Origin of the sequence: Mycolicibacterium frederiksbergense (assembly GCF_012223425.1) — a bacterium.
Classification (GTDB): Bacteria; Actinomycetota; Actinomycetes; order Mycobacteriales; family Mycobacteriaceae; genus Mycobacterium; species Mycobacterium frederiksbergense.
In genome coordinates, this window is sequence record NZ_CP038799.1 from 4,457,910 (window position 1) to 4,473,132 (window position 15,223).

Annotated in this window: 15 protein-coding genes; 12 read left to right on the plus strand and 3 right to left on the minus strand. The window is 69.2% G+C overall.

Annotation, left to right across the window (positions count from 1 at the left end):
• Positions 1–16: 16 nt before the first annotated feature.
• Positions 17–1,321: an MFS transporter gene (locus EXE63_RS24705; RefSeq protein ID WP_168144106.1), complete on the plus strand. Its 1,305-nt coding sequence runs from the start codon at positions 17–19 to the stop codon at positions 1,319–1,321.
• Here the strand turns inward: EXE63_RS24705 and EXE63_RS24710 are convergent.
• Entirely contained in the window at positions 1,318–2,067 is a 750-nt protein-coding gene (locus EXE63_RS24710; RefSeq protein ID WP_209999978.1) for an MmpS family transport accessory protein, read from the minus strand. The genes EXE63_RS24705 and EXE63_RS24710 overlap by 4 nt on opposite strands.
• Positions 2,068–2,147: 80 nt before the next feature.
• Positions 2,148–2,738: an SACE_7040 family transcriptional regulator gene (locus tag EXE63_RS24715; RefSeq protein ID WP_168144108.1), complete on the minus strand. Its 591-nt coding sequence runs from the start codon at positions 2,736–2,738 to the stop codon at positions 2,148–2,150.
• 92 nt (positions 2,739–2,830) lie between these two features.
• Here EXE63_RS24715 and EXE63_RS24720 point away from each other — a divergent pair, with 92 nt between their 5' ends.
• From EXE63_RS24720 to EXE63_RS24755, 8 genes are all read left to right on the plus strand, one after another.
• Positions 2,831–4,369, plus strand: a complete 1,539-nt coding sequence (locus EXE63_RS24720) for a carboxyl transferase domain-containing protein (RefSeq protein WP_168144109.1) — start codon at positions 2,831–2,833, stop codon at positions 4,367–4,369.
• A 5-nt stretch (positions 4,370–4,374) separates the two neighbouring features.
• Positions 4,375–6,399, plus strand: a complete 2,025-nt coding sequence (locus tag EXE63_RS24725; RefSeq protein ID WP_168144110.1) for an acetyl/propionyl/methylcrotonyl-CoA carboxylase subunit alpha — start codon at positions 4,375–4,377, stop codon at positions 6,397–6,399.
• Positions 6,396–7,583: an acyl-CoA dehydrogenase family protein gene (locus EXE63_RS24730; RefSeq protein ID WP_168144111.1), complete on the plus strand. Its 1,188-nt coding sequence runs from the start codon at positions 6,396–6,398 to the stop codon at positions 7,581–7,583. Before EXE63_RS24725 ends, EXE63_RS24730 begins: the two co-directional genes overlap by 4 nt.
• Positions 7,580–8,071, plus strand: coding sequence for a MaoC family dehydratase (locus EXE63_RS24735; RefSeq protein WP_168144112.1), 492 nt, complete (start codon positions 7,580–7,582; stop codon positions 8,069–8,071). Before EXE63_RS24730 ends, EXE63_RS24735 begins: the two co-directional genes overlap by 4 nt.
• Positions 8,071–8,883 carry an HpcH/HpaI aldolase/citrate lyase family protein gene (locus EXE63_RS24740; protein WP_105365388.1) on the plus strand — a complete coding sequence of 271 codons (813 nt, stop codon included), beginning with the start codon at positions 8,071–8,073 and terminating at the stop codon, positions 8,881–8,883. The genes EXE63_RS24735 and EXE63_RS24740 overlap by 1 nt, the downstream gene beginning before the upstream one ends.
• Positions 8,884–8,976: 93 nt before the next feature.
• A complete protein-coding gene (gene pdhA / locus EXE63_RS24745; RefSeq protein WP_168144113.1) occupies positions 8,977–10,062 on the plus strand; it encodes a pyruvate dehydrogenase (acetyl-transferring) E1 component subunit alpha in 1,086 nt (361 codons plus the stop codon).
• 4 nt (positions 10,063–10,066) lie between these two features.
• Positions 10,067–11,110 (plus strand): alpha-ketoacid dehydrogenase subunit beta, encoded by a 1,044-nt coding sequence (locus EXE63_RS24750; RefSeq protein WP_168144114.1) that lies wholly within the window; start codon positions 10,067–10,069, stop codon positions 11,108–11,110.
• Positions 11,103–12,218 (plus strand): dihydrolipoamide acetyltransferase family protein, encoded by a 1,116-nt coding sequence (locus tag EXE63_RS24755; protein ID WP_168144115.1) that lies wholly within the window; start codon positions 11,103–11,105, stop codon positions 12,216–12,218. Before EXE63_RS24750 ends, EXE63_RS24755 begins: the two co-directional genes overlap by 8 nt.
• 14 nt (positions 12,219–12,232) lie before the next feature.
• On the opposite strand, the gene EXE63_RS24760 is transcribed toward EXE63_RS24755, so the two are convergent.
• Entirely contained in the window at positions 12,233–12,985 is a 753-nt protein-coding gene (locus EXE63_RS24760; protein WP_168144116.1) for an enoyl-CoA hydratase, read from the minus strand.
• Positions 12,986–13,424: 439 nt separating this feature from the next.
• Between EXE63_RS24760 and EXE63_RS24765 the strand changes: the two genes are divergently transcribed.
• The 3 genes from EXE63_RS24765 (at position 13,425) to EXE63_RS24775 (ending at position 15,209) form a co-directional block, all read left to right on the plus strand.
• The gene (locus EXE63_RS24765) at positions 13,425–13,892 is read left to right on the plus strand and encodes a hypothetical protein (RefSeq protein WP_168144117.1); all 468 of its coding nucleotides are present in this window, start codon (positions 13,425–13,427) and stop codon (positions 13,890–13,892) included.
• 165 nt (positions 13,893–14,057) lie between these two features.
• A complete protein-coding gene (locus EXE63_RS32545; RefSeq protein ID WP_209999979.1) occupies positions 14,058–14,417 on the plus strand; it encodes a hypothetical protein in 360 nt (119 codons plus the stop codon).
• Between the two features lie 216 nt (positions 14,418–14,633).
• Entirely contained in the window at positions 14,634–15,209 is a 576-nt protein-coding gene (locus EXE63_RS24775) for a hypothetical protein (RefSeq protein WP_168144118.1), read from the plus strand.
• The last annotated feature ends 14 nt before the right edge of the window (positions 15,210–15,223 follow it).

Genomic DNA, 15,223 nt, shown 5'->3' on the forward strand with positions numbered 1-15,223 from the left:
CATTAGGGTGGCGCCCATGAGCAGCCCCGGGTCGGCGCCACCTTCGGCCCGGCGGTCACAAATTCTGTCCTGGGTTCTCTACGACTGTGGGGCCACCGGCCTGAACGCCATCGTGGTCACCTTCGTGTTCTCGGTGTACCTGACCAGTGCGGTCGGTGAGGGCCTGCCGGGGGACACCACACCGGCCAGCTGGCTGGGCCGGGCGCTGGCGGTGGCGGGAGTCATCGTCGCGCTGCTGGCGCCGGTGACCGGTATCTGGGTCAACGCCCCGCACCGTCGCCGTCGCGCACTCGCCCTGCTCACCAGCGTCGTGGTGATCCTGGCGGCCTCGATGAGCCTGATCCGCGCGGACTATCACTATCTGTTCGCCGGGCTGGCCCTGCTGGCCCTCGCGGCGGCCTGCAATGACCTGGCCACCGTGCCCTACAACGCGATGCTCGGGCAGCTCACGACACCGCAGAACTCGGGTCGGGTATCCGGTGCCGGCCTGGCGGTCGGTTACGCCGGCACCGTCGGGCTGCTGCTCATCGTCTACGTGGCCTTCATCTCCGGCGACGGCGGCATCCTCGGGCTGCCCACCGACGACGGCCAGAACGTCAGCGCCGCGATGCTGCTCACGGCGGTCTGGTTCGCCGCGTTCGCGGCGCCGCTGCTGCTGAGGGCACCGTCGCCGCCGGCCGACGAGAACCACCGTGCGATCGGCTTCTTCGCCTCCTACCGGGTGCTGTGGACGGAGGTGAAAAGCGAATGGCGGCGCGACCGCAACGTCGTCTTCTACCTGATCGCCAGCGCGATCTTCCGGGACGGGCTGACGGGGGTATTCACCTTCGGGGCGGTGCTCGGCGTCAACGTCTACGGCATCTCACCGGCCAGCGTGCTGCTGTTCGGGGTCTGCGCATGTCTGGTGGCGGCCATCGGGGCGGTGGCCGGTGGGCTGCTCGATGATCGGTTCGGCGCCAAACCCGTCATCGTCTGCGCGCTGACGTTGATGATCGCGGTCGGGCTGACGTTGATGATGCTGTCCGGGCAGTTGGCGTTCTGGATCTGCGGGCTGCTGCTGTGCCTGTTCATCGGCCCGACCCTGTCGGCGGCGCGCACCCAGATGCTGCGGATGTCCACCGAGGGCAAGGAAGGTGTCGCGTTCGGTCTCTATACGACGACCGGACGCGCGGCCGCCCCGCTGGCGCCGTGGCTGTTCTTCGTGTTCATCGACGCCTTCGGCACCGATCGCGCGGGAATGGGCGGGCTGTGCGTGGTGCTGGCGCTGGGTCTGTTCTTGATGCTGGGGGTGCGCACCCGACCTGCCGCCCAACCGGTTTAGCCGATCGGGCTGCAGATCGTCAGACCGGATCCGGTGCGCTGTTGAACCTCCGCGCCGTCGATGCTGATCGAGCAGTTCACCTCGCGGCCGACGTTGATGATGGTCACGCTGGCCGACCGTTTGGCCGGCTGGGCCAGATTGACCGTCTTGCTCCACGGCAGCAGCACGTTGAACTCGGTCTGCAGCACACCTCCGTCATCGACGTAGGTGACGTTGATGGCCCGCCCCTCGCCGGTGACGTTGTAGGTCACGCTTTCGGTGGCGCCGGGCACTGTCGACCCGCCTGGGACCGACGGTGTCGTGGTGGCCGCCGGGGCGGGACGGCTGGTGGTGGTCGGTCGGCGCGTGGTGGTCGGTGGGGCGGTGCTCAGCGTCGGCTCGGCGATGCTGGGCTCGGACAGGGTGGGTACCGGGGCGACGACGGTCTGCTGCTGGGAGCTGTTGACGATCACCAGCGCGATGACCAGACCGATGACGGTGACCACGGCGACGGCGGCCACGATCCACAGCCAGCGCGGTGTGCCGGGGGGTTCCGGCGGCGGGGCGCCCGGGGGTGGCGGCGGACCGCCGTAGGAACCGCCGCCGTACTGGTCATATCCGTACGCCGGGTACGCGGGCAGCTTCTCGGTGGGGTGCACGCCATACGGGGGCTGACCCGAATAGGCGGGATCCGGGTAGCCCGAATATCCCGAATGGCCACCGTCGAGCCGCTGCGTCGGCTCGTCTCTGCGTGGAGAATCGGTCATTGCCACCTCATGTGCTCACACGCTACCCGCGCGGCCTGGGAATCGGTGCCGACCGATCGGTCGCTGTGCCCGAGCGAAACTCAGCGCGCGGCCGCCAGGGCCGCGACCGTCATGGCGCGCAGGATGCTCCGCGAGGCATGGTCTGTACTGGGCATTTTGACGCTGTGCGGGGTGGAGTTGAGCAGGCCGAAGACGGCGTGCGCCTTGAGCCGGGCCTCGGCCTCGTCCAGGCGAGCATCGACCTGCCGCAGGACGTCGACCCAGATCTCGACATATTGCCGCTGCGCCTTGCGGACCTGGCGTTTGGCCGCCGGCGGGAGGTGCCCCAGGTCGCGGTCCTGGATGCGGATCAGATCCGATTCGCCGAGCACGAAGTCGAGGTGGAAGTCGATCAGGCCGTCCAGCGCGGCGCGGTCATCGGTGGCCTCCGCGACCACCTCGCGCGCCCCGGCGAGCAGCCGGGTGCTGATGCCGACCAGCAGTTCGACCAGCAGTGCTTCCTTGTTGGGGAAGTGCCGGTAGATCGCCGGCCCGCTGACCCCTGCCGCGGCGCCGATGTCCTCCAGCCGGACCGACAGGTAGCCGTGTTCGGCGACCAGCCGTTCCGCGGCGGCGATGAGTTGGGTCCTGCGATCGGATTTGGCCCTGCTGCGCGGAGTCTCAGTGTTCATGCCCGGCTCCGTCCCGCCCATAGACATTTGAGTTAGTGGCAATTAACATCGTATGAGTTAGTCGTCATTAACTCAAGTGGAACGGTTCATCGATGACACATCGCGACGCGCACGTCGCCCTGGTGACCGAACTGCGCGCCAAACTGGCGGCAGTTGCGCTGGGTGGCCCGGAGAAGGCCCGAGAACGCCATGTCGGACGCGGGAAACTGCTCCCGCGCGAGCGGGTGGACGGACTGCTCGACCCGGGCAGCCCGTTCCTCGATGTGGCGCCGCTGGCCGCCGACGGCATGTACGACGACGACTGCCCGGGTGCGGGCATGATCGCGGGCATCGGCCGGGTGTCGGGGCGCGAATGCATGATCGTGGCCAACGATGCGACGGTCAAGGGCGGCACCTACTACCCGATCACCGTGAAGAAGCACCTGCGCGCCCAGGAGATCGCCGCGCAGAACCGGTTGCCGTGTCTCTATCTGGTGGACTCCGGTGGGGCGTTCCTGCCGCGCCAGGACGAGGTGTTCCCCGACCGTGAACACTTCGGCCGGATCTTCTTCAACCAGGCCACCATGAGCGCGCAGGGCATCCCGCAGATCGCCGCCGTGCTCGGATCCTGCACCGCCGGTGGCGCCTACGTGCCGGCCATGAGCGATGAGGCCGTCATCGTGCGCAACCAGGGCACCATCTTCCTCGGCGGCCCGCCGCTGGTGAAGGCCGCGACCGGTGAGGTGGTGACCGCCGAGGAACTCGGCGGCGGTGACCTGCACTCCAAAACCTCTGGCGTGACCGATCATCTGGCGCACGACGACCGGGATGCGCTGCGCATCGTGCGCCGCATCGTCGGCACGTTCGGGCCTCGGCAGGACCCGCCGTGGGAGGTGCGGCCCACCGTCGCGCCGATCGCCGATCAGTCCGAGCTCTATGACGTGGTGCCGGTGGATTCGCGGGTGCCCTACGACGTGCACGAGGTGATCACCCGCGTCGTCGATGGTGGCGAGTTCCAGGAGTTCAAGGCCGAATACGGCACCACGTTGGTGACCGGGTTCGCGCGTATCCACGGCCATCCCGTCGGCATCATCGCCAACAATGGTGTGCTGTTCGGGGAGTCGGCGGTCAAGGGCGCGCACTTCATCGAGCTGTGCGACAAACGCAATACCCCGCTGGTGTTCCTGCAGAACATCGCCGGGTTCATGGTGGGCCGCGACTACGAGGCCGGGGGCATCGCCAAACACGGCGCCAAGATGGTCACCGCGGTGGCCTGCGCCCGGGTGCCCAAACTGACGGTGGTGATCGGTGGTTCCTACGGTGCGGGTAACTACTCGATGTGCGGTCGGGCGTATTCGCCGCGGTTCCTGTGGATGTGGCCGAATGCCCGCATCTCGGTGATGGGCGGTGAGCAGGCCGCCTCGGTGCTGGCCACCGTGCGCGGTGACATGACACCGGAACAGGAGGAGGCGTTCAAGGCCCCGATCCGCGAGCAGTACGAACACCAGGGCAACCCGTACTACTCGACCGCCCGGCTCTGGGATGACGGTGTGATCGATCCCGCCGACACCAGAACCGTGCTGGGACTTGCCCTGTCAGTTGTCGCACAGGCTCCGCTGGAGCCGGTGTCCTACGGCGTCTTCCGGATGTGAACCAGATGTCTACTGAGCTTTTCCATACTGTCCTTGTTGCCAACCGCGGTGAGATCGCGGTACGGGTCATCCGCACCCTGCGCGATATGGGTATCCGTTCGGTCGCGGTGTACAGCGACGCCGACGCCGGTGCGCGGCACGTCCGTGAGGCCGACACCGCGGTGCGCATCGGGCCGGCTCCGGCACGTCAGAGCTATCTCGACATCGAGGCCATCGTCTCGGCCGCGCGGCGCACCGGAGCCCAGGCGGTGCATCCCGGATACGGATTCCTGGCCGAGAACGCCGAATTCGCGGCCGCCCTGCACGCCGCGGGCATTGTGTTCATCGGCCCGCCGGTGGCGGCGATCAAGACCATGGGGGACAAGATCGCTGCCAAGGCGGCGGTCTCGGAATTCGATGTGCCTGTGGTTCCCGGTATTTCGCGGCCAGACCTGACCGATGACGATCTGATCGCCGGGGCGCCCGGGGTCGGCTTCCCGGTCCTGGTCAAACCTTCGGCCGGCGGCGGCGGCAAGGGCATGCGCGTCGTGCACGACGCGGCCGAACTTCCCGCCGCGCTGACGAGTGCGCGCCGTGAGGCGGCGTCGGCGTTCGGCGACGACACGCTGTTTCTGGAGCGGTTCGTGTTGCGCCCCCGCCATATCGAGGTGCAGGTGCTCGCCGACGGACACGGCAACGTGATCCATCTCGGGGAGCGGGAGTGCAGCCTGCAGCGCCGTCATCAGAAGGTCATCGAGGAAGCGCCCTCGCCGCTGCTGGACGAGGCGACCCGCGCCCGCATCGGCGAGGCCGCCTGCAACACCGCGCGCAGCGTCAACTACAGCGGTGCCGGGACCGTCGAGTTCATCGTGTCCGCGGACGCGCCCGATGAGTTCTTCTTCATGGAGATGAACACCCGGCTGCAGGTCGAACACCCGGTCACCGAACTGGTCACCGGCGTGGATCTCGTTGCCCAGCAGGTCCGTATCGCCGCCGGTGCCGAACTCGGGATCGCCCAAACCGATATCGTGCTGACCGGTCATGCGATCGAGGCCCGGGTCTACTCCGAGGATCCCGGCAACGGTTTCCTGCCCACCGGCGGCACGGTGCTCGACGTGGTCGAACCTGCGACCGGCGGGCAGGAGCGCAGCGACCGGGGATTCGACACAGTGCGGGTCGATTCGGGGATCTACCCGGGCACCGTGGTGGGAAGTGACTACGACCCCATGCTCGCCAAGGTCATCACCCACGCCGCGGACCGGGACGCCGCAGTGCGCGCCCTTGACCGCGCACTGGCCGGGTCCGCCGTGCTGGGCGTGACCACCAATATCGATTTCCTGCGCTTCCTGCTGGCCGATGAGGATGTCGCCGCGGGTCGGCTGGACACCGGCCTGCTGGACCGGCGCACCCCCGATTACATTGCGCCCCAACCCACCGATCACGAACTGATCGCCGCGGCTGCCTACCGCTGGCTTGACACCTGGGCGGCGGCGGACGGCAATTTGTGGTCGGTGCCCTCGGGCTGGCGCACCGGTACGGCCGCCCCGACCGTCCTCCGGCTCGGCGGAGGCCAGCGGGTGGACCATGTCCGCATCACCGGGACCCCTGAGGCCGCAACTGCCGAGGTCGAACACGGGGCGACCTATCGGATCAGCGCGGCGCGCCGGGGACGGCAGCTGAACCTCACCGTCGACGATATCGGCGTCGAGTACGTGGTGGCCGCCGACGGCGGGTACGTCTGGCTGGCCGGGCCGCAGCGCACCGTCGCGGTACGCGAGGTGCGGGAGGCGCCGGTGCGTCCCGACGACGAACACGCCGGTGATGCCGAACTGCTCAGCCCGATGCCGGGTTCTGTTGTCGCCGTGGGCGTCACCGATGGCGCCGACGTCACAGCCGGAACCGTCGTCGTCACCGTGGAGGCGATGAAGATGGAACACGCACTGTCCGCACCCGTCGACGGGACGGTCGAATTGCTCGTCGCCGTGGGCGATCAGGTCAAGGTGGGCCAGCCGTTGGCCCGAATCACCGCAGCAAAGGAGGCTCAGCAATGAGCGACTATCTGTCCACGGGCGCACTGCCGGACGACTACGCACAGCTGGCCAAGACGGTGCGTGATTTCGCGCAGAGCGTGGTCGCACCAGTGGCGGCCAAACACGATGAAGAACACAGCTTCCCGTACGACGTGGTGGCCGGGATGGCCGAGATGGGGTTGTTCGGCCTGCCGTTCCCCGAGGAGTACGGCGGCATGGGTGGGGACTACTTCGCGCTGTGCCTGGCGCTGGAGGAACTGGGCAAGGTGGACCAGAGCGTGGCCATCACCTTGGAGGCCGGAGTCTCGCTGGGCGCGATGCCGGTGTACCGGTTCGGCAATGACGCACAGAAAGAAGAATGGCTGCCGCTGCTGGCCAGCGGTAAGGCGCTCGGCGCCTTCGGGCTCACCGAGGCGGGCGGGGGCAGCGACGCCGGTGCCACCAAGACGACCGCCAAAGCCGACGGCGGTGACTGGGTCATCAACGGCTCCAAGCAGTTCATCACCAACTCCGGTACCGATATCACCAAGCTGGTCACCGTCACCGCCGTCACCGGGGAAACCGGTCACGGGGATTCCCGCCAGCACGGCCGGGGCAAGAAGGAGATCTCGTCCATCCTGGTGCCCGTGCCCACCAAGGGGTTCACCGCCGAACCCGCCTACAACAAGGTCGGCTGGAACGCCTCGGACACCCACCCGCTGAGCTTCGACGATGTCCGGGTGCCCCAGGAGAACCTGCTCGGTGAACGCGGCCGCGGCTACGCCAACTTCCTGCGCATCCTCGATGAGGGCCGCATCGCGATCGCCGCGCTGTCGGTCGGTGCGGCGCAGGGCTGTGTGGACGAAAGCGTGAAATACGCCAAGGAACGCGAGGCGTTCGGCGCCGCGATCGGCAGCTACCAGGCCATCGCCTTCAAGATCGCCCGCATGGAGGCCCGCGCCCACGTGGCCCGCACCGCCTACTACGACGCCGCCGCGCTGATGCTGGCGGGCAAGCCGTTCAAGAAGGCCGCGTCGATCGCCAAGCTGGTGGCCAGTGAAGCCGCCATGGACAACTCACGCGATGCCACCCAGATCTTCGGCGGCTACGGCTTCATGAACGAGTACTCGGTGGCCCGTCACTACCGGGACTCCAAGATCCTCGAGATCGGCGAAGGGACGACCGAAGTGCAGCTGATGCTGATCGGGCGGGAGCTCGGACTGTGACCGATACGCCCAAACGCATTGTCGAGCAACGCGGTCTCTGGTTCGAGGAGTTCGAAACCGGTGTGCTGTACCGGCACAAGCCGGGCCGCACCATCACCGAGGCCGACAACGTCCTGTTCACCACGCTGACCATGAACACCCAGGCACTGCATCTGGATGCCGCGTTCTCCGATGCGCTGCCCCCGTTCCACCAGCGGCTGGTCAACTCGATGTTCACGCTGTCGACGCTGGTCGGGTTGTCGGTCACCCAGCTGACCCAGGGCACCATCGTCGGTAACCTCGGCTTCTCCGATATCGCCTTCCCCAAACCGCTGTTCCACGGCGACACTCTCTATGCGGAGTCCGAAGTGATCGACAAGCGGGAGTCCAAGAGCCGCCCCGGCGAAGGTATCGTCACCTTCGCGCACACCGGCCGCAATCAGCACGGCGACATCGTGGCCACCGCATCGCGAAAGACCATGGTGCGCAAGAAACCTCAGGAGGCCTAGTGCCGCTCGACAACATCGGTCCGGCGTGGATCTTCTGCCCGGCCGATCGTCCGGAACGATTCGAGAAGGCCGCGGCCGCAGCCGATGTCGTCATCCTCGATCTGGAGGACGGCGCCGGTGACAAGCCGGCCGCGCGTGCGGCCATCGTCGACACGCCGCTGGACCCGTCCCGCACCGTCATCCGGATCAACCCGCACGGCACCGAGGACCAGCGACTCGACCTGGAGGCGCTGCAGCGCACCGCCTATACGACCGTCATGCTGCCCAAGTGCGAGGCCGCCGAGCAGGTGAGCGCGCTGGCGCCACTGGAGGTGGTGCTCATCGTGGAGACGCCGCTCGGGGCGCTCACGGTCGCCGACACCGCCGCCGTCGCCAACACCATCGGGGTGATGTGGGGCGCCGAGGACCTGTTCGGCTCGCTGGGCGGGACGCTGAACCGCTTCCCCGATGGCTCCTACCGCGGCGTGGCCCTGCATGTCCGCTCGCAGTCGCTGCTGGCCGCCAAGGCCCACGGCAAGCTGGCGCTCGACTCGGTCTACATCGACATCAAGGATCTCGACGGGCTGCGCCGTGAGACCGATGACGCCGTCGCCGTCGGCTTCGACATCAAGGTCGCCCTGCACCCGACGCAGGTCACGGTCATCCGGGAGGGCTACGCGCCGTCGGACGATCAGGTCGACTGGGCGCGACACGTGCTGGCGGCCGCGACGAACCAGCGGGGCGCATTCGCTTTCGAGGGCATAATGGTGGATGCCCCGGTACTGCGGCGGGCGGAGCGGATCGTCCAGCTTGCGCCTCACCCCGGTAGCTAGCCGGCGCCCCTGACCAGGGGTCGCACCGACCGCAGCCGTGCCGAGCACCTCACGGAATGGCGGCCGAACATGCCGCCACCTGAAGGAGGCGGTATGGCTGGGTTCGATGGCGTGACGGTGGACGACGCCGGTCTGGTGCAGTTGCTCCGGCCCGACGGGACGCCGAGCGATGACACCCGCTACCGCCGTGACCTGCCGCCCGAGACGCTGGCCTGGCTCTACGAGCAGATGGTCGTCACCCGCGAACTGGACATCGAGTTCGTCAACCTGCAGCGCCAGGGCGAACTCGCCCTGTACGCCTCCTGCCGCGGCCAGGAAGCAGCCCAGGTCGGCGCGGTGGCCTGCCTGCGCAAAACCGACTGGCTGTTCCCGCAGTACCGCGAACTCGGCGCATTCCTGACCCGCGGTATCGCGCCCGCCCACATGGGTGCGGTGTGGCGTGGGACCTGGCACGGCGGGCTGTCGTTCACCGAGAAGTGCTGCGCGCCCATCTGCATCCAGATCGGCACGCACGGCCTGCACGCCGTGGGTGCGGCGATGGCCGCCCAGCGCCTCGGCGAGGACTCGGTGACGGTGGCCTTCATGGGTGACGGCGCCACGTCCGAGGGTGACGCCCATGAGGGGCTGAACCTGGCCGCGGTGTTCAAGGCGCCGTGCGTGTTCTTCGTGCAGAACAACCAGTGGGCCATCTCGGTACCCGTCGCCCGCCAGCACGCCGCGCAGTCGCTGGCGCACCGCGCCGCCGGGTACGGCATGCCGGCCGTCCGCGTCGACGGCAACGATGTGCTGGCCTGTTTCGCGGTGATGAGCCAGGCCGCTCAGCGTGCCCGCGAGGGCGGCGGACCCACGTTCGTCGAGGCGCTGACCTACCGGATGGGGCCGCACACCACCTCCGATGATCCGACCCGCTACCGATCGGCCAGCGAAGTCGACCAGTGGGCGGCGCGTGACCCGATCCAGCGGTACGAGACCTATCTCAGATCCGTTGGGGTGCTCACGAATCGACTCACCGAGCGGACCGCGGCGCGGGCGGCGCGGCTGCGTGGTGAGTTGCGCGATGCCCTGGTCGGCGCTCCCGATATGGACATCGCCGAGGTCTTCGACACCGTCTATCACGAGATCACCCCGGAGCTGGCCAGACAGCGCGATCAGCTACTCGTCGAGTTGGGGAAGGACTGAGGACATGACCCAGATCATCGAACGGCCCGCGATGCACGGTGACGACCTACCCGAACCCCGGCCCTCGTTGTTGACGATGACGATGGCCCAGGCCATCACCCAGGCGCTCCACGATGCAATGGCGGCCGATGACCGGGTGCTGGTGTTCGGCGAGGATGTCGCGTCGCTGGGCGGGGTCTTCCGGGTGACCGAAGGGTTGGCCGAAACCTTCGGACCGCAGCGGTGTTTCGACACACCCCTGGCCGAATCGGCCATCATCGGTATCGCCATCGGGATGGCCGTGCGCGGGTTCGTCCCGGTGCCCGAGATCCAGTTCGATGGATTCTCGGCCCCGGCCTTCGACCAGATCGTCAGCCACCTCGCCAAGTACCGGATGCGTACCCACGGCGATATCGACATGCCGGTGACGGTCCGCATCCCGTCCTTCGGCGGTATCGGTGCGGTGGAACACCATTCGGAATCCACCGAGAGCTACTGGTTGCACACCGCGGGGCTCAAAGTGGTGTCGCCCTCGACGCCGTCCGACGCCTACTGGCTGCTGCGGCAGTCGATCACCTGCCGGGACCCGGTCATCTATCTGGAGCCCAAACGCCGCTACTGGACCCGGGGCACCGTCGACACGGAGGCGCCGGCGTTGCCGTTCGGGCGCGCAGCGGTGGTGCGCAAGGGCTCCGATATCAGCGTGCTGACCTACGGCGGGTTGGTGGACACCGCACTGAGCGCCGCACAGCTGGCCGCCGAACAGCACGGCTGGGATCTGGAGGTGATCGACCTGCGGACGCTCAACCCGCTCGACTTCGACACCGTCGCCGACTCGGTGCGCCGCACCGGCCGCTGCGTGGTGATGCACGAAGGCCCCCGGACCCTCGGGTTCGGTGCCGAACTCGCGGCGCGGATCTCCGAGGAACTCTTCTACGATCTGGAAGCTCCGGTGTTGCGCGCCACCGGATTCGACACCCCCTACCCGCCCGCCCGGTTGGAGAAGATCTGGCTGCCCGGGGTGGACCGCCTGCTGGACTGTGTGGAGAGGTCGCTGGGGCATGAGTGATACCGATGGGCCGCAGCTGCTGGACTTTCTCGTCCCCGACCTCGGCGAGGGGCTGGAAGAAGCCACCATCACCGGTTGGTCGGTGGCCGTCGGTGATGAGGTGGCGCTGAACCAGACGCTGTGCACGCTGGAGACCAACAAGGCCGAAGTGGAGATCCCCAGTCCCTACGCCGGTCGCGTCGCCGAACTCGGTGGGCAGCAGGGGGACACGTTGGCCGTCGGTGCGGTGCTGGTGCGCATCGCCGGGACGGCGCAGAAGTCGGTGCTGGTGGGTTATGGCACCGACGATCGGATGGACACCTCCCGGCGGGCTCGGGCCAAGCCGCCGGTTCGCAAGCTGGCCCGCGAACTACAGGTCGACCTGACCGCGGTGGCACCGTCGGGCCCGGATCACATCGTCACCCGCGATGATGTGCTGGCCGCGGCGGCCACCCCGGACATGCAGGTGCCCTCGGGTGTCCAGGCCGAGATGGCCAGGCGGATGACGTTGTCCCGCAGCCAGATTCCTGACGCACATGCGGGCGTGCAGGTGGACTGTGCGGCATTGCTGAGGCTGCGGGATCGGCTGCAGGTCACGCCGTTCGTGCTGACCCTGCGGCTGTTGACGCTGGTGCTGCGCCGCCATCCGTTGCTCAATGCGACATGGGTGGACACCGCCGACGGCCCGCGCATCCACCCGCATGCGGCGGTGCATCTGGGTATCGGGGTGGCCACCCCGCGCGGGCTGCTGGTGCCGGTGGTCACCGACGCCCTGCAGCGCAGCACCCGCGAACTCGACGCCGAGGTCAACCGGTTGATCGAGGGCGCGCGCCACGGCGGGCTCCGCCCGACCGAGCTGATGGGCTCGACGTTCACGGTGTCCAACTTCGGGGCGCTCGGTCTCGACGAGGGGGTACCGGTGATCAACTACCCGGAGGCCGCCATCCTGGGGATTGGTTCGCTGAAGCCGCGGGCAGTGGTGATCGAGGACGAGGTGGTGGCCCGCCCGACCATGTCGCTGACGTGCGCGTTCGACCACCGTATCGCCGATGGCGCCCAGGTCGCGGCGTTCCTGACCGATCTTCGCGAGCTGATCGAAACCCCCGAGCTGGCGCTCGCCGACCTGTAGCCCTGCCGACGTCGTCAGCTCTTCTTGGCCGCGGCCAGCCGGCTCTGGAACTCCGGTGATTCGATGGACCGCGCCTGCGGGGTGATCTCGACGTCGACGGCGATCGCGTGCTGCGCGCTGTCGATAAATCCCGGGTTGGCGGTCGCGCGCATCGAGGCCTTGGTGGCGATCACCACGTCGCGGGGCGCGGAGGCCGGGCCGGCCGCGAGTTGCTGCGCCGCAGCGACCGGATCGTCTGCGACCTCGAGCGCCAGGCCGTAGCGCACCGCCTCGTCAGCGTCGAAGCGCTTGCCGAACAACAGCGCCGCGCGCGCCACCTGGGGGCCGACACCGCGCTGCAGCATCCAGGTCGCACCGCCGCCGGGGTGGATGCCGAGCTTCTGGAAACGCGGATCGAAAAGCGCTGCGGGACCGGCGATTCGGACATCGGCCGCGAGTGCGAGGTTGAGTCCTGCGCCGACGGCGGCGCCGTTGACCGCGGCGATGGTGGGCAGCGTGCAGTCGGCGACGGCCAAGAACCCGTCGTAGATGACGCGCAGTCCTTCCTCGGCGGCTTCACCGAGTGCGGTCAGGTCCGCACCCGCGCAGAACGCCTTGCCCGCGCCGGTCACCACGACGGCATGCACATCGGTGTTTGCTTCGGCGGCGTCGATCGCGGCCCGCAGGGCTGCCGAAATCTCGGCGGTCACCGCGTTGCGGCGGTCGGGATCGTTGACGGTGACGGTGGCGACGTGATCGGCGACGTCGACGAGAACGAGGTCTGACATGGCATCAGGCTACGTACCGGGTGTGGTGTCGGGAGCCGGAGGTCGGTCGTGTCGCCGGAACGCCTGATCAGGTGCGCTGTCCAGGTATTTTGCCCGCTTCTGTCACAGCCCCGGATCTCCTTTGCATCGGAACGGTAACCGTCCCTTCTGTCGCGCCGGGAAGTTGCATGGATGTCATTTACCTTTCTCCCTGACTGCGACGTCAATATGAAAGCGCTTGGGGATGACATGGTGAGTAAGTCGAATCGGCTGGCCGTCAGCATGATTGCTGCGGCGGCATTGTGCACGCCGCCTCTTTTGCTGAGCGCGGTGGCTCAGGCTCAACCGGCGTTGCAGTCGAGCGCGGGCGGTGTGCCCTGTGTCGGCATGGTGCAGCAGCTGGCTGCCTCCCCGCCTGATGTGGGTCAGTCGCTGCAGGGCATTGCGGCACCGTTCACCGGTGCCGGCACCCCGCCTGTGGTCATCCCGCCCGCGACCGCGGCCGGCGCGATTCCCGCCGCGGGTGCGGCCGGGGGCGGCGCCGGTGGCGCCGGTGCTGCTGGTGGTGGTGCGGGTGGTGCCGGTGCTGGTGGTGGCGCGGGTGCTGCTGGTGGTGGTGCGGGTGGCGCAGGCGGTGCCGGTGCGGCCGGCGGTGCGGGTGGGGCCGGAGCCGGAGGTGCCGGCGGTGCCGGTGCACCGCTGGCAGGCGGCGCGCCCATTGCGGGTGGAGCACCCGCAGGCGCTCCGCTGGCGGATGCCGCGGGCGTTGCGGGCGGCGCCCCGGCCGGAGTCGTGGATACCGCCGGCGCACCGATCCCAGGTGCCGTCGGTGATGGTGCGCCGCTGGCAGATGCCGCGGCCCATGTCGGCCAGGGTGGCGTGCCGGGCGCCGGTGGTGGCGGCGGTGGTGCGCCGGGTGGCGGAGTGATTCATCCCGCCGCCGCGAATGTCGGGCCCGCCGGCCCGCCGGCCGGCCCGATCGTCGATGCAGCTGCGGTCGTGCCGCCGGCAGTTGACGCAGGTGTTCCCGCGGCGGCAGTCATCGATGGCGCCGCGGCTGCTCCCGCGGCCGCCGCGCCGGTGATCGGTGGCGGTGAAGGCGCGGCTCCCGCCGCCGCGATCGGTGGCGGTGACGCAGGTGGTGGCGCCGGCGGTGCCGGTGGTGCCGGAGGCGGTGGTGCGGCCGGTGGTGGTGCTGGTGCCGGTGGTGGCGCGGCAGGCGGAGGCGGAGCCGGCGCTGGTGGCGGAGGCGGTGGTGCGGCCGGTGGTGGTGCAGGTGGCGGTGGTGCTGCCGGCGGTGCCGGTGGCGGAGCGGGTGGCGGAGCGGTTCCCGTCGGAGCAGTGGTCGAAGCCGGTGGCGGCGGGGTGGGCGGTGCTCCGGTCGAGCTCGCCGTGGCCGCACCTCCGGTTGAGGTCGCGTTGCCTCCGGTGGAGGTGGCTGCCCCTCCCGTAGAAGTGGCTTTGCCGCCCGTGGAGGTGGCCGCACCTCCGGTTGAGGTCGCGTTGCCGCCGGTCGAGGTGGCCGCGCCCCCGGTGGAAGTGGCGGCACCTCCGATCGAGGTTCACGCGCCGCCGGTCCAGGTGGCCGGGCCCCCGGCCGAGATTTCTGTGCCCGATATCGACATCGAGGTACCCGATATCAGCATTCCTGGCATCGATGTGCCCGGCGGTGTCGGCGTTCCCGGGGGAGTTGTCGGTGGCGCCCCCGGTGCTGCGGTCGGCGGTGCTCCCGCCGCAGTGGTCGCTGATGCAGGAGCCGCGGCCGCCGCGCCCGGTGGTGCCGTTGTCCACGCTGCGGCACCGGCGGTGGCCGGAGGAGGTACTGCCGGCGGCGGTGCTGCCGGTGGCGCCGGAGCGGCGGGCGGTGGCGGCGCTGGTGCAGGTGGTGCCGGAGCAGGTGGCGCAGGTGCGGGCGGGGCCGGTGCAGACGCAGGTGCCCTCGGTGGCGGTGCCCCGGCGGCCGGTGCAGCGGGTGGCGGAGCCCCCGCCGGAGGCGGCGCGGCAGGCGGCGCTCCGGCAGGTGCCGGAGGTGGCGCCCCGGTTGGTGGTGGCGGCCCGGTTGGTGGTGGCGCCCCTGTTGGTGGTGGCGCTCCCGTTGGTGGAGGTGCCCCGGTTGGTGGTGGCGCGCCCGCTGGCGGCGGTGGCCCCATCGCGGGCGGCGCGCCTGCCGGTGCTCCGTTGGTGGACGCAGCCGGTGTGCCGGCGGGAACTCCGCTGGTGGACGCTTCGGTGGTCGGACCGTTGATGGCCAACACCGGA

Coding starts and splice junctions, on each gene's coding strand:
- EXE63_RS24705 (WP_168144106.1), top strand. CDS start 17: ATGAGCAGCCCCGGGTCGGCGCCACCTTCGGCCCGGCGGTCACAAATT.
- EXE63_RS24710 (WP_209999978.1), bottom strand. CDS start 2,067: ATGACCGATTCTCCACGCAGAGACGAGCCGACGCAGCGGCTCGACGGT.
- EXE63_RS24715 (WP_168144108.1), bottom strand. CDS start 2,738: ATGAACACTGAGACTCCGCGCAGCAGGGCCAAATCCGATCGCAGGACC.
- EXE63_RS24720 (WP_168144109.1), top strand. CDS start 2,831: ATGACACATCGCGACGCGCACGTCGCCCTGGTGACCGAACTGCGCGCC.
- EXE63_RS24725 (WP_168144110.1), top strand. CDS start 4,375: ATGTCTACTGAGCTTTTCCATACTGTCCTTGTTGCCAACCGCGGTGAG.
- EXE63_RS24730 (WP_168144111.1), top strand. CDS start 6,396: ATGAGCGACTATCTGTCCACGGGCGCACTGCCGGACGACTACGCACAG.
- pdhA (WP_168144113.1), top strand. CDS start 8,977: ATGGCTGGGTTCGATGGCGTGACGGTGGACGACGCCGGTCTGGTGCAG.
- EXE63_RS24750 (WP_168144114.1), top strand. CDS start 10,067: ATGACCCAGATCATCGAACGGCCCGCGATGCACGGTGACGACCTACCC.
- EXE63_RS24755 (WP_168144115.1), top strand. CDS start 11,103: ATGAGTGATACCGATGGGCCGCAGCTGCTGGACTTTCTCGTCCCCGAC.
- EXE63_RS24760 (WP_168144116.1), bottom strand. CDS start 12,985: ATGTCAGACCTCGTTCTCGTCGACGTCGCCGATCACGTCGCCACCGTC.